The 13,193-nt window shown below is 70.9% G+C and carries 14 protein-coding genes; 10 read left to right on the forward strand and 4 right to left on the reverse strand.

Going from position 1 to position 13,193, the window contains the following annotated elements; genetic code table 11:
• Positions 1-15: 15 nt before the first annotated feature.
• Positions 16-249 carry a DUF5703 family protein gene (locus tag QFZ50_RS06430; RefSeq protein WP_307082917.1) on the reverse strand — a complete coding sequence of 78 codons (234 nt, stop codon included), beginning with the start codon at positions 247-249 and terminating at the stop codon, positions 16-18.
• Between the two features lie 41 nt (positions 250-290).
• Here QFZ50_RS06430 and QFZ50_RS06435 point away from each other — a divergent pair, with 41 nt between their 5' ends.
• Positions 291-605, forward strand: a complete 315-nt coding sequence (locus tag QFZ50_RS06435; RefSeq protein ID WP_307082918.1) for a hypothetical protein — start codon at positions 291-293, stop codon at positions 603-605.
• Positions 606-693: 88 nt separating this feature from the next.
• On the opposite strand, the gene QFZ50_RS06440 is transcribed toward QFZ50_RS06435, so the two are convergent.
• Entirely contained in the window at positions 694-1,626 is a 933-nt protein-coding gene (locus tag QFZ50_RS06440; protein ID WP_307082919.1) for an aldo/keto reductase, read from the reverse strand.
• Positions 1,627-1,676: 50 nt separating this feature from the next.
• Between QFZ50_RS06440 and QFZ50_RS06445 the strand changes: the two genes are divergently transcribed.
• On the forward strand, positions 1,677-2,501 hold the full coding sequence (locus QFZ50_RS06445; RefSeq protein WP_307082920.1) for an undecaprenyl-diphosphate phosphatase: 825 nt from the start codon (positions 1,677-1,679) through the stop codon (positions 2,499-2,501).
• Positions 2,502-2,524: 23 nt separating this feature from the next.
• Positions 2,525-3,799 carry a cysteine--1-D-myo-inosityl 2-amino-2-deoxy-alpha-D-glucopyranoside ligase gene (gene mshC / locus QFZ50_RS06450; protein WP_307082921.1) on the forward strand — a complete coding sequence of 425 codons (1,275 nt, stop codon included), beginning with the start codon at positions 2,525-2,527 and terminating at the stop codon, positions 3,797-3,799.
• 79 nt (positions 3,800-3,878) lie between these two features.
• Here mshC and QFZ50_RS06455 read toward each other — a convergent pair whose 3' ends face one another.
• Together QFZ50_RS06455 and QFZ50_RS06460 are read right to left on the reverse strand one after the other, a co-directional pair.
• Positions 3,879-4,136, reverse strand: coding sequence for a hypothetical protein (locus QFZ50_RS06455; protein ID WP_307082922.1), 258 nt, complete (start codon positions 4,134-4,136; stop codon positions 3,879-3,881).
• A 169-nt stretch (positions 4,137-4,305) separates the two neighbouring features.
• Positions 4,306-5,196, reverse strand: a complete 891-nt coding sequence (locus QFZ50_RS06460) for a PAC2 family protein (protein ID WP_307082923.1) — start codon at positions 5,194-5,196, stop codon at positions 4,306-4,308.
• Between the two features lie 105 nt (positions 5,197-5,301).
• Between QFZ50_RS06460 and QFZ50_RS06465 the strand changes: the two genes are divergently transcribed.
• The 7 genes from QFZ50_RS06465 to prcB all read left to right on the forward strand — a co-directional run bounded on the left by QFZ50_RS06465 (position 5,302) and on the right by prcB (position 13,190).
• Positions 5,302-6,093 (forward strand): HAD family hydrolase, encoded by a 792-nt coding sequence (locus tag QFZ50_RS06465; protein WP_307082924.1) that lies wholly within the window; start codon positions 5,302-5,304, stop codon positions 6,091-6,093.
• A 3-nt stretch (positions 6,094-6,096) separates the two neighbouring features.
• On the forward strand, positions 6,097-7,251 hold the full coding sequence (locus tag QFZ50_RS06470; protein ID WP_307082925.1) for a site-2 protease family protein: 1,155 nt from the start codon (positions 6,097-6,099) through the stop codon (positions 7,249-7,251).
• A 112-nt stretch (positions 7,252-7,363) separates the two neighbouring features.
• Positions 7,364-8,494, forward strand: a complete 1,131-nt coding sequence (locus QFZ50_RS06475) for a tRNA (adenine-N1)-methyltransferase (RefSeq protein WP_307082926.1) — start codon at positions 7,364-7,366, stop codon at positions 8,492-8,494.
• Positions 8,495-8,781: 287 nt separating this feature from the next.
• Positions 8,782-10,467, forward strand: coding sequence for a proteasome ATPase (gene arc, locus QFZ50_RS06480; protein ID WP_373462304.1), 1,686 nt, complete (start codon positions 8,782-8,784; stop codon positions 10,465-10,467).
• Between the two features lie 77 nt (positions 10,468-10,544).
• Entirely contained in the window at positions 10,545-12,110 is a 1,566-nt protein-coding gene (dop, locus tag QFZ50_RS06485; RefSeq protein ID WP_307086694.1) for a depupylase/deamidase Dop, read from the forward strand.
• 45 nt (positions 12,111-12,155) lie between these two features.
• The gene (locus QFZ50_RS06490) at positions 12,156-12,359 is read left to right on the forward strand and encodes a ubiquitin-like protein Pup (protein ID WP_307082928.1); all 204 of its coding nucleotides are present in this window, start codon (positions 12,156-12,158) and stop codon (positions 12,357-12,359) included.
• 3 nt (positions 12,360-12,362) lie between these two features.
• Positions 12,363-13,190, forward strand: a complete 828-nt coding sequence (gene prcB, locus QFZ50_RS06495) for a proteasome subunit beta (RefSeq protein WP_307082929.1) — start codon at positions 12,363-12,365, stop codon at positions 13,188-13,190.
• Positions 13,191-13,193: the final 3 nt, after the last annotated feature.

Consider the following 13,193-nt stretch of genomic DNA (forward strand, 5'->3'; position numbering starts at 1 on the left):
TGCTCCGGGCGGGCGCTAGGCCGTGCGTTCGACCCGCAGGACCTTGCGTCGCAGCCAGTACCGCCGGCCGCCACCCATGTAGATGCAACTGCGTTCGAGTTCCCACTTGCCGTACTCGGCGTGCTCGGTCAGCAGTTTGCGAGCGGCGGGCAGGGGTTCACCGGCGCTCACGGTGAGCACCAGGTACTCGTACTGCCGCCCGTAGTCGCGGCGCCGGACGGCCGTGGCATTCAGAAAATGTTCTCGCATATCCCTCCAATTCGGACCACTTTACCGATAACGTCTAGGCCATGAGCATAGATCCGCGTGTCGCGCTCCAGTCCCTCGTGACGGCCCTCGAAGAGCATCTGGCGGCCTCGGCGTCACGGCGGGACGACAACGATCCCGCCGTGGAAGCTGCGTATCTGGGGATCGCCGACGCGTTCGAGGTCTACGAGGAGGCCCTGTACGACGCCTTCGGCGAGGTGACCCCGCTCGAGATCTACGAGGACTCCGACGACGACGATTCCGACGACGACGAGGACTCCGATCGGGACGACGAGGACTCCGACGACGAGAACGCCGACTACGCGCCGGACCTGGTCGACGCCGAAGTTGAGCCCTGACCCGCCGGGAGGACTGATCGTCCGGCGGGACAGCCACGCCAGGGACTGACCGCGCCGAGACGCGACGGTCAGCCTGCCGGAAGGCCGGTCAGAGCAGGGCCGAGACCTCGTCCAGGACCTCCGCGATCGGTTCGGCCACGGGTGCGCTGCTCGTCTGGAGGATCTCCTTGAGCTGCTGCGGCGTCCGCGCGCCCACGATCGCGGCGGCCACCCCGGGCCGGTGGAGCAGCCAGCGGAGTGCCAGCTCGTGGGGCTGCAGGTCCAGGCCACGGGACGCGGTGCACAGCGCCTCGGTGATGCGCTGGGGCTTCCCGGAGAGGTACGGCTCCACATAGGGCGCCCACACGTCCGACGCGGCGCGGGACTCCGAGGGGATCCTGCCGCGGTACTTCCCGGTCAGGACGCCGCGGCCCAGTGGGCCCCAGGCGAGGATGGCCGCTCCGAAGGCCTCGGCGGCGGGCAGGACGTCGCGTTCCGCGCCGCGGCTGACGAGCGAGTACTCGACGTCGTTGACCAGAAGGGGGAACGACGCCGTCGCCGCCGCCCGCGCGAACTCCCACCCCGAGTAGTTGGAGACGCCCACGTAGCGCGCGCGGCCGCTGGCGTAGGCGACCTCGAGCGCGCTCAGGGTCTCCTGCAGGGGGACGGCGGAGTCAGGGGAGGGCGCGAGCCAGACGTCGACGTGGTCGGTGCCGAGCAGCGACAGGGACGCGTCCAGGGAATCCAGCAAACCCCGCCGGGACCCGTCGAGGCGCCGGCTGCCGGAGCGCGTGGTGCCGCCCTGGACCACCAGGACGATCTCCGAACGCGCCACCGTGTCGCCGATGAACCCGCCCAGGATCGCCTCGGCCTGGCCCTCGCCGTAGCGGGCCGCGGTCTCCACCAGGGAGCCCCCGGCGTCGGTGAAGAGGCGGAGCTGCTCGCGGGCAGCCTCCTCGCTGACCTCCTGACCCCAGTTCATGGTGCCCAGTCCCAGCGCCGAGACGGTCAGGCCGCTCGCTCCCACGTTTCGCCGTTGCATGAGGCCAAGCCTAAAGCCTGGGCCCGCCCGCATGGCTTAGGGTCGGAAGAGTGCATTGGATAGAAGCAGTCATCCTGGGATTCGTCCAGGGCCTCACCGAATTCCTCCCCATCTCCTCGAGCGCCCACCTGCGCATCGTGGGTGAACTCCTGCCGAATGCGCAGGACCCCGGCGCGGCGTTCACGGCGATCACGCAGCTGGGCACGGAGACCGCCGTCGTCGTGTTCTTCTGGCGCGACATCGTCCGGATCGTCCGGGCCTGGTTCGGCGCCCTGGCGGGCAAAGTCCCGCGGAACCACCCGGATGTCCGCATGGGCTGGCTGGTCATCCTCGGCAGCGTCCCAATCGTCCTGCTCGGGCTCCTCTTCCAGGACCAGATCGAGAGCACGTTCCGCAGCATGTGGCTCGTGGCGACCATGCTGATCGTCTTCGGGCTGATCCTCGCCGTCGCAGACCACGTGGGACGCCAGACACGGGACCTGCAGAGCCTCACCTACAAGCACGGCATCCTCTACGGTCTGGCGCAGGCCCTGGCGCTGATCCCGGGCGTGTCGCGCTCTGGCGGGACCATCACGGCGGGTCTGCTCATGGGCTACACCCGGGAGGCCGCAGCGCGGTATTCGTTCCTCCTCGCCATCCCGGCCGTATTCGGCAGCGGCGTGTTCCAGCTCGCGAAGAGCTACGACGAGGCGGGTCCGTATGCGCTGCCCGAGACGGCGCTCGCCACCGTCGTCGCGTTCGTCGTCGGCTTCGCGATCATCGGCTGGTTCCTGAAGTTCGTCACCACCCGCGGCTACGGGGTCTTCGTCTGGTACCGCATCCTGCTCGGCCTCGCGCTGTACGTGCTCCTCGGATTCGGCGTCATCAGCGCCTGATCCCGGGCCGTAAGGTAGAACGTGTGATTGCGTGGAACTCGACTCCTGTCCCAGAACTCGACGGCACCCGGTCGGACATCACCCTGTTCGACACCGCCCGCCAGGAGCCCGTACTCCTCGGAGTACGCCCCGAGCACAGCCTGTACGTCTGCGGCATCACCCCCTACGATGCGACCCACCTCGGCCACGCCGCCACGTACGTCGCCTTCGACCTGCTGAACCGGACCTGGCGTGACGCGGGATCCACGGTGCACTACGTCCAGAACGTGACCGACGTCGACGACCCGCTCCTCGAGCGCGCGACGGCCACCGGTGTGGACTGGCGGGACCTCGCGGCCGAGCAGATCGCCCTGTTCCGCGAGGACATGGAAGCGCTGAACGTGCTGCCGCCCGAGCAGTACGTCGGTGCCGTCGAGGCGATCGACTGGATCGTCCCCGTCGTCGAGGACCTCGTGGCACGCGGCCTCGCCTACCCGGTCCCCGGCACCGACGGGGAGCCCGACGGCGACGTGTACTTCTCCCTGGACGCCTGCGCCTCCCTGCACGAGGACGACGACGCGCGCTGGTTCCTCGGCCAGGTCTCGCATCTGGACGGTCCGACGATGCTCGAGCTCTCCGCGGAACGCGGAGGCGACCCCACCCGGCCCGGCAAGCGCAACGCGCTCGACCCGCTGCTCTGGCGGGCCGCCCGCACAGGCGAGCCCAGCTGGCCCGGCGGGTCACTGGGGGAGGGGCGACCCGGCTGGCACATCGAGTGCTCCGTGATCGCCCAGCGGTTCCTGCCCGCCCCCTTCACGGTGCAGGGCGGCGGCTCCGACCTCGTGTTCCCGCACCACGAGATGAGTGCCTCGCACGCCTGGGCTGCCGGCGGTACGCCGCTCGCCCGCCACTACGCCCACGCCGGCATGGTCGGCTACGACGGCGAGAAGATGAGCAAGTCCCGCGGCAACCTCGTGCTCGTCTCCCGGCTTCGACGCTCCGGGGTGGATCCGGCGGCCGTCCGGCTCGCCATCCTCGCCCACCACTACCGCTCGGACTGGGCCTGGACGGACGGCGTGCTGGAGCAGGCGCTGACCCGCCTCGCCACCTGGCGCGAGGCGGCGGGCCGGGCCACGCGAGCCGATGTCGACGTGATCCGCGAGCGGATCCGCGAGCACCTCGCGAACGACCTCGATGCTCCGGCCGCCCTGGCGGCCGTGGACGCGTGGGCGGACGGACTCCCCGCGCACGCAGCGGAGGACGGGGGACGGCAGGGCCTGACCGACGTCGTCGACGCCCTGCTCGGCGTCCGGCTCTAGCCGGACAGCACGCTCCGGTCAGCGCGTCACCGGCGGAGGAGGACCTCCGCGTCCCGTGACCGCGGCCGGGGCGCGGGGGTCACTGCAGCACGATCCGCAGCACCCCGAAGACCAGCGCGACGACGCCGAAGACCGTCCCGATCCAGCCCAGCACCCGCCCGGCGCTGGACCGTTCGCCGAGGCGTTCGGCCTTGTTGGCCTGCATGATGGCGAGCGGTCCGAGGACGATGCCGAGGAAGAAGATCCCGATGATCCCGAGGACGAGGGACGCCGTCCTCGCCTTGCCCGCCTCGGGGGGCAGCTGCCCGGGCGCGTTCTGATACGGCTGCTGTGACACGGGCCCTCCGATCAGCCCGACCGGCGCGGAGCCCGGCCCAGGGCGAGTGGGTGCGAACGCCGCGGTTCCTTCGAGCGCTCTGTCGCTGCGACTCTACTCCGGCCCGCCTCCGGCCCTCCAGGACAGCCGCCGTGCGCCGGCCGTGTCCGCTGCTGTCCGCTGCTGCCCGCTACTGCTCTCGGCGCCGCTTCTTCAGGTACCGCTCGAACTCGCGGGCGATCGACTCGCCACTCGCCTCCGGCAGGTCCACCGTGTCCTTCGCCTCCTCGAGCTGGCGCACGTAGGCGGCGACCTCCGGATCCTCGGTGGCGAGCTCGTCGACGCCGCGCTCCCAGGCCTCCGATTCCTCCGTCAGGACGTGCGTGTCCACCGTGACCTGCAGGATCTCCTCCAGCTTGTTCAGCAGGGCGAGCTGCGCCTTCGGGGACGGCGACTGCCCGACGTAGTGGGGGACGGCGGCCCACAGCGACATGGTGGGGATGTCCGCGAGCAGGCCCATCTCGGCCAGGACGCCCACGATCCCGATCGGCCCCTCGTAGGTGGACGGCTCCACGTCCAGGCTCTCGCGCACCAGATCGTCGTCCGAGGTCACCGTCACGGGGATGGGACGCGAGTGGGGGACGTCGGCGAGCAGCGCACCCACGAGGACGATGCAGTCCACGCTGAGTTCCTTCGCCAGCGCCACCAGCTCCGCGGTGTACGCACGCCACTTGTAGGACGGCTCGACACCGTTGACGAGGATCAGGTCCACGTTCGAGTCCGGGACCACCGTCTTGCTGATCCGGGTGTTGGGCCACTTGATCCGCCGCTGGCCCGCGGAGTTCCGCTTGATCATCGGGCGCGTGAACTGGAAGTCGTAGAACTCGTCGGCGTCGATCGTGGAGATCCGCTCGGTGCCGAAGAACCGGCCCATGTACTTCAGGGCGTCGCTGGCCGCCTCGCCCGCATCGTTCCAGCCCTCGAAGGCGGCCAGCAGGATGGTGGTCCGCCGCTCGGGCTCGGCGGCGTCCTGGAAGAGGTCCTGTATGCCGGTCGGCTGGTTCTCGTCGAAGCTGTCCACCGTCTCACCCTAAACCCCGGCGCGCGGGCATGTCAGGCGGTGTTCAGGCGCTACGCGGAGAGCAGACGTACGGGCCCCGCGGGGGCCCACCGTAGACTTGGAGGTATGGCCAATACCCCCACCGGCACCGTCCGCACCCTGTCCCGTACGGAACCCGACGGCGACGGCCGGGCCCCGGAGGGGAACCTCCGCGGGCTGCAGGGCGTGCTGTGGGACATGGATGGAACCATCGTCGACACGGAGCCGTACTGGATCAGGGCGGAGAAGGAACTCGTCGAGTCCTACGGCGGGACCTGGACGACCGAGCAGGCCACGGCGCTCGTCGGCCAGGCGCTCGAGTACTCCGCCGGATGCCTGCAGGACGCAGGGGTGGCGATGGACATCCGCGCCATCATCGAGCACCTCACAGAGCGGGTCGCCGCGGACGTACGGTCCGCCGTCCCCTGGCGTCCCGGGGCGCGGGAGCTGCTGGCCGCGCTCCGCGAGGAGGGCGTCCCCTGCGCCATGGTCACCATGTCCGAGACACTGCTCGCCACGGCCGTTGCCTCGCGGCTTCCGGAGGGTACCTTCCAGCATCTCGTGACCGGCGACCGCGTCAGCGCCGGGAAGCCCGACCCCGAGGCGTACCAGCTCGGCTTCGACCTGCTCGCCGCGGACCACCCGGGCCTGAGGAAGGACCGCGTCGTGGCCGTCGAGGACTCCCTGCCCGGGGTCACGTCCGCGCTCGCCGCCGGGCTGGTCACACTCGCCGTCCCGCACTTCGTACCCCTGCCCGCCGACGACCGCCGGACCGACTGGGACACCCTGGCCGGCCGGACGCCGTCCGACCTCGCGGCGCTCCTGCCCGGGCACGCGGGGCAGGACGCCCGGCAGGAGAGCCTCCGTGAGCGGGTGTGACGCATGAGTAACGGTCAACCGCCGGCACGGCCCCCGATGAGCCCCGGCCTGTCCCTGGGTCGCATCGCCGGCATCCCCGTCGTCCTCGCCTGGTCCTGGTTCGTCATCACCATCTTCATCGTCCTGGTCTTCGGGCCACGCGTGACCGGAGCGTTCCCCGGCATCGGCGCGGGCGCCTACGCCGTCGCCCTCGGCTACGCCCTGCTCCTCGCCGCCTCCGTGCTCATCCATGAGCTCGCCCACGCCCTCACGGCGCGGGCCTTCGGGTGGCCCACCACGCAGATCGTGCTCAACCTCTGGGGCGGCCACACCCAGTTCGCGAGCTTCAATGCCTCACCCGGGCGGTCCCTCCTCGTGGCCCTCGCAGGTCCGGCCGCCAACTTCGTCCTCGCGGGTATCGGCTGGGGGATCCTGCAGGCCCTGGCCCCCGGGTCCGTCTCCTTCCTCCTGGCCACCATCCTCGTCTGGGCGAACCTCCTCGTCGCCCTCTTCAACGTGCTCCCGGGCCTGCCGCTCGACGGCGGCCGCCTCGTGGAGAGTGCGGTCTGGAAAGCGACCGGCAGCCAGGAGAAGGGCACGGTGGCGGCCGGCTGGGCCGGACGCATCATCGTCATCCTCCTGCTCGGCGTCGTCGTGGGCATCCCGCTGTTCCGCGGGCTGCAGCCGGACTTCACCGTCATCGTCATCGCCGTCGTCATGGGCGCCTTCCTCTGGATGGGTGCGACGGCGGCCATCGAGAACGCGCGCATGCGCCTGCGCCTGCCGGCGATCAGCGCCGGCCGGCTGCAGCAGCGGGCCATCGGCCTGCCCGCGGGCACGAGCGTGGCCGCCGCCCGCCGCCTGCTCCGCGAGAACCCCGGGGCCGCCGTCGTCGTCACCGGCGCCTCGGGCATGCCGGAGGCCGTCGTCGACGAAGCCGCGCTGCTCGCCGTCCCCGCCGAGGCGGAGGGCACGACGCCGGTCAACGCGGCGGCCCGACGCCTCGCCGCCGGCGCCCACGTCCCCGAGTGGGCCGAAGGGCAGGAGCTCGTCCAGTTCCTCGCCCGCCTCGAGGGCAGCGAGTACGCCGTCATCAACCGGCAGGGCTCCGTCACAGGGCTCCTGCACCAGCGGACCGTCGTCAACGCCATCACCGGCAAGGGCACCCCCGGACCCTGACAGGCCACCCCGCCCGACGATCCCGCCGACCCACGGCCCCGCCGTGCCACACCACCCGTTCCATCCACCGTTTGCCCACGCCGGTCCCGCCGGCCCACGCCGAAGGACCCCCATGAGCACCGCCCCCGCATCCCCCTCCTCCTCCGAGACACCCGCCGAGACGCCCGCAGGGACACCCGCAGGAACACCCGACGGGACGCCGTCCGCTCCGCACGGCGCGGCCGCCCGGCGCGGTCCCTTCCGACCGGGGGAGCGGGTGCAGCTGACCGACGAGAAGGGCCGGATGAACACGATCACCCTCACGCCCGGCGGTGCCTTCCACACGCACAAGGGATTCCTGCTCCACGACGCCCTGATCGGCGCCACCGAGGGCACCATCCTCGAGAACACCTCCGGCCAGCTCTACCAGGCGCTGCGGCCCCTCCTGTCCGACTTCGTGCTGTCGATGCCGCGCGGCGCCGCCGTGGTGTACCCCAAGGACGCCGGGCAGATCGTGACGATGGCCGACATCTACCCCGGCGCGCGCGTCGTCGAGGCCGGCGTGGGCTCCGGCGCGCTCTCCATCTCCCTGCTGCGGGCCGTCGGCGACTCCGGCTCCCTCCACTCGTTCGAACGGCGCGAGGAATTCGCCGATATCGCCCGTGGAAACGTCGAGACGATCTTCGGCGGTCCCCACCCGGCGTGGCAGATCACGCTCGGCGACTTCCAGGAGCAGGTGCTGGAGCAGGAGGAGCCCGGCTCCGTGGACCGCGTGGTCCTCGACATGCTCGCGCCCTGGGAGTGCCTCGACGCCGTGGCCACCGTCCTCAGCGCGGGCGGCGTCTGGATCAGCTACGTGGCCACCGTCACCCAGCTCTCCCGCACCGCCGAGGCCATCCGCGCGGACGGACGCTTCACCGAACCGGAGGCCTGGGAGTCCATGGTGCGCGGCTGGCACCTCGAGGGCCTCGCCGTCCGGCCGGACCACCGCATGGTGGCCCACACCGGCTTCCTCATCACCACGCGCAGGCTCGCCGACGGAGCGGTCGGGTTCACGCCCAAGCGCAGGCCGTCGAAGACCGGTTTCAGCGAGGAGGACCTCAACGCCTGGACGCCGCAGGCCGTGGGCGAGCGCGACGTGTCCGACAAGCGCCTCCGCCGGGTGGCCCGCGACGCGGCGTCGACCATCCAGCGCGGCGCGCTCCCGCCGGAGGAGGCACAGGCCCGGCGTGACGCCATCGCGGACGGCGGGTCGGTCGAGTAGGCGGCCGGACCCCCGGAAGGAGCCGCGTCCGGTACCCGTGCCGTGCCGCAGGATCCGCACGCCGTCCCGGGCGGTGCCACCTCCGGGTCGGCGCTGCCCGGGACGACATCGGACGGAACGCGGCACACCGGGACCCGGCTCTGCGCTAAGGTCGAAAGACAGCCGAACGTCGACCACGAGGTGGCGAACCCCAAATGCCGGAATCAGACGATCACGCTCCTGCCGCCGACCAGCGCGGTCCCAACCCGCCCGCCGACCGCCCCGTCGACCAGGCGGCCGACCGCTCCATGGAGCAGCGCCAGCTGAACGTGCTGCGCGACAAGCTGCGCCAGATCGACCGGCAGCTCGCCGCGGCCACCCAGAACAATGGCAAACTGGTCTCGGCCCTCGAGTCCGCGCGCACGGAGATCGTCCGGCTGAAGGCGGCCCTCGAGAAGGAGGGCGCCGCCCCGTTCAGCTTCGCCACCGTGATGCAGGTGAACCCGAAGCGTCCGTCGGAGCCCGGGACCACCACCGAGGCGACGGTCCAGGACACGGCGGACATCCTGCAGTCGGGACGCAAGCTCCGCGTCACGGTCAGCCCCCTCATCAGCGTCCGCCAGCTCGCTCCGGGCCAGGAGGTGCTGCTCAACGAATCCCTCACGATCGTCGCGGCACTCGGGTTCGAACGGGCCGGGGAGATCGTCACCGTCAAGGAGCTCCTCGGCACGGACCGGGCCCTCGTGGTGGGCCGCACGGACGACGAGCGCGTCATCAAGCTCAGCGGTCCGCTGCGCGCCGAGCGGATCCGCGTGGGCGACGCCCTCGCCGTCGACACCAGGTCCGGCTACGGGCTCGAGAAGGTCCCCCGGAGCGAGGTGGAGAACCTCGTGCTCGAGGAGGTGCCCGACATCGCGTACGGCGACATCGGCGGCCTCGGACCGCAGATCGAGCAGATCCGCGACGCCGTCGAGCTGCCCTTCCTGCACCCCGACCTCTACCGCGAGCACGGGCTCAAGCCACCCAAGGGGATCCTGCTCTACGGGCCCCCCGGCTGCGGCAAGACCCTGATCGCGAAGGCCGTCGCCAACTCGCTCGCGGCCCGCGCCGCCGAGCGGGCCGGAGTCGACCAGATCCGCAGCTACTTCCTCAACATCAAGGGACCGGAGCTGCTCGACAAGTACGTGGGGGAGACGGAACGCCACATCCGGCTCATCTTCGCCAGGGCGCGGGAGAAGGCCTCCGACGGCAGCCCCGTCGTCGTGTTCTTCGACGAGATGGACTCGCTCTTCCGCACCCGCGGCACCGGGGTGTCCTCCGACGTCGAGACCACCATCGTGCCCCAGCTGCTGAGCGAGATCGACGGCGTCGAGAAGCTCGAGAACGTGATCGTGATCGGGGCCTCGAACCGCGAGGACATGATCGACCCGGCCATCCTGCGGCCCGGGCGGCTGGACGTGAAGATCAAGATCCAGCGACCCGACGCCGAGGGCGCCGCCGAGATCTTCGCGAAGTACATCACCGCGGACCTGCCGCTGCACGCCGACGATCTCGCGGAGAACGGCAACGATCCGCAGACCACCATCGCCGAGATGATCCGGCGCACCGTGGAGCAGATGTACTCGACGGACAAGTCGAACGAGTACCTCGAGGTCACCTACGCCAACGGTGACACCGAGATGCTCTACTTCAAGGACTTCAACTCCGGGGCGGTCATCCAGAACGTGGTCGACCGTGCCAAGAAGTACGCCATCAAGGATCTCCTCCTCGACGGCAGCAAGGGCCTGCGCATCGAGCACCTCATGCGGGCCGTGGTGGACGAGTTCCGCGAGCACGAGGACATGCCGAACACCACGAACCCCGACGACTGGGCGCGCATCTCCGGCAAGAAGGGCGAACGCATCACCTACATCCGCACCATTGTGCAGGGCAAGGCGGGCCAGGAACCGGGCAAGACCATCGAGACGACGGCCAACACCGGCCAGTATCTGTGATTGGAACCGGCGGACGACGGACCGCACCCGGGACGGTGCTCCCAGCGGTCGGTGAGGGGATCTCGGTGCACCGCGTCATGGGGACGGAGACCGAGTACGGCATCATCGCGCCCGCCCTGCCGTCGGCGAATCCCACGCTGCTGTCCTCCCAGGTGGTCAACGCCTACGCGGCCACCCTCCGCGAGGGACTGGGCAACCTGGCGGGCACGCGGTGGGACTACACCGACGAGACCCCGCTGACGGACGCCCGCGGATTCCGCATGGACCGGGCGAGCGCCCACCCCAGCCAGCTCACCGACGAGCCCGCCGAACTCAGCGCCGAGCAGATCGCGCTCGAACGCGGCGAGCCCACCGAGGCCGCAATCCTCATGAACCTCGTCCTGAACAACGGCGCGCGGCTCTACGTCGACCACGCCCACCCCGAGTACTCCTCGCCCGAGGTCACCAACCCCCTCGACGCCGTCCTCTGGGACCGGGCCGGCGACCACGTCGCCGTCACCGCCATGCAACGGATCGGCGCCATGCCGGGGTTCTCGCCCGTGATCCTCTACAAGAACAACACGGACAACAAGAGCGTCTCCTACGGCTCCCACGAGAACTACCTCGTGCCCCGCAGCGTCCCGTTCTCCAAGCTCGCCGAGGCCCTGATCCCGTTCTTCGTGTCCCGCCAGGTCATCTGCGGTGCAGGGCGCGTGGGCCTCGGGCCGCTGAACCAGGAGTCCGGGTTCCAGATCAGCCAGCGCGCCGACTTCTTCGAGAACGAGATCGGCCTCGAGACGACCGTCCGGCGTCCCATCATCAACACGCGCGACGAACCGCACGCGGTCGCGGAGAAGTACCGTCGGCTGCACGTCATCATCGGTGACGCCAACCTGAACGAGGTGTCCAACTACCTCAAGGTGGGCACCACCGCCCTCGTCCTCTCGCTCATCGAGCAGGGCCTCGGGCCGGTGCCCGTGCTCGAGGACCCGGTCGGGGCGCTGCATGCCATCAGCCACGACCCCTCGCTGCAGGTCACGGTCCGCCTCACGGACGGCCGGAGCGTCAGCGGGCTCGACCTGCAGGAGATGTACTGCGGGGCGGTCCTCGCCGCCCTCCCGGCGGACGCGGACGAACAGACGCGCGACGTCGTCGACCGCTGGCAGTCGCTCCTCACGACGCTGCGCCGCGACCCGCTGGACGCCGCGCGGCAGGTGGACTGGGTCGCGAAGCTCAAGGTGCTGGAGGCGTACCGGGCGCGGGACGGGCTGGCGTGGACCGACCCCCGGCTGGCGCTGATCGACCTGCAGTACGCGGACCTGCGGCCCGAGAAGGGCATCTACCAGCGGCTCGCACGGCGCAACGACGTCGACCTGCTCGTGCCGCCCGCGGAGGTGGCGCGGGCCGCCGTCCACCCGCCGCGGGACACCCGCGCCTACTTCCGGGGCCGGTGCATCGCCGAGTTCCCGGCCGAGGTGGTGGGCGCGAGCTGGGATTCGCTGATCTTCGAACTCGCGGGGGAGCGGCGACTGCAGCGCGTGCAGACCCGCGAGCCGCTCCGCGGAACGGCGGGGCTCACCGAGGAGTTGTTCGAGGTAGCAGCGGACGCCGAGGATTTCCTCGCCCGATTGTTGAGCGGCCCGGATCGCCGCATGGCACCATAGGGATTGCGATCCCAGAACGGATCACGAACACGGAAGGGGAGCATCATGGCGACGCAGGACCGCAGGAACACCAGCGGATCGGCCACCGAGGCGGAGGAGGAGCTCCCTGACCCCGCCCCCGCCGCTCCGGCCGCCCAGGAGTCCGCGCAGACGCAGGGCGTGGACGACCTCCTCGACGAGATCGACGGCGTCCTGGAGTCCAACGCGGAGGAATTCGTCCGCGGCTTCGTGCAGAAGGGCGGCCAGTAGCGGATGCTCCCGGACGATGCAGCAGCAGCGGTTCCCCGGGCCGCCTCGACCTCCTTCGCCGACTACCTCGGCGTGCACCATCCCGGACTGCTGCCGTCCAACCGCACGCTCGGGCCCGTGACCGGCTCCACGGACGCCTCCCACCTGGCCCCGCACGCCACGACGATCGTCTCCCTGACCTTCCCCGGCGGTGTCCTGATGGCCGGCGACCGTCGGGCCACCATGGGCAACGTCATCGCGAGCCGGCACATCGAGAAGGTCTTCCCGGCCGACCGGTCCTCCGTCCTCGGCATCGCGGGGAGCGCCGGGATCGGGCTCGACCTGACCCGGCTCTTCCAGGTGGAACTCGAGCACTACGAGAAGATCGAGGCCACCATGATGAGCCTCGACGGCAAGGCCAACCGCCTCGCGGCGATGGTCCGGCAGAACCTCCCGATGGCGATGCAGGGGCTCGCCGTCGTGCCGCTCTTCGCGGGCTTCGACGCCGACCGCCACGTCGGGCGGCTGTTCTCCTTCGACGTCACCGGCGGGCGGTACGAGGAGCACGAGCACCACTCGGTCGGCTCCGGCTCGGTGTTCGCCCGCGGGGCGCTCAAGAAGCTGTGGAACCCGCGCCTGGACGAGGCGTCCGCGGTGCGCGTGGCCGTGGAGGCCCTGTACGACGCCGCCGACGACGACTCCGCGACGGGCGGCCCCGACGCCGTCCGTTCCCTGTGGCCCGTGGTCTACGTCGTGGACGCAGCCGGAGCCCGGCGCGTCCCGGAGCGTGAGCTCGAAGCCGTGGCGCACGCCATCATCGACGCCCGCTCCGCCGCGGGCCGGGAGGCATAGGCC

This window comes from Arthrobacter agilis (assembly GCF_030816075.1).
Lineage (GTDB): Bacteria > Actinomycetota > Actinomycetes > Actinomycetales > Micrococcaceae > Arthrobacter_D > Arthrobacter_D agilis_E.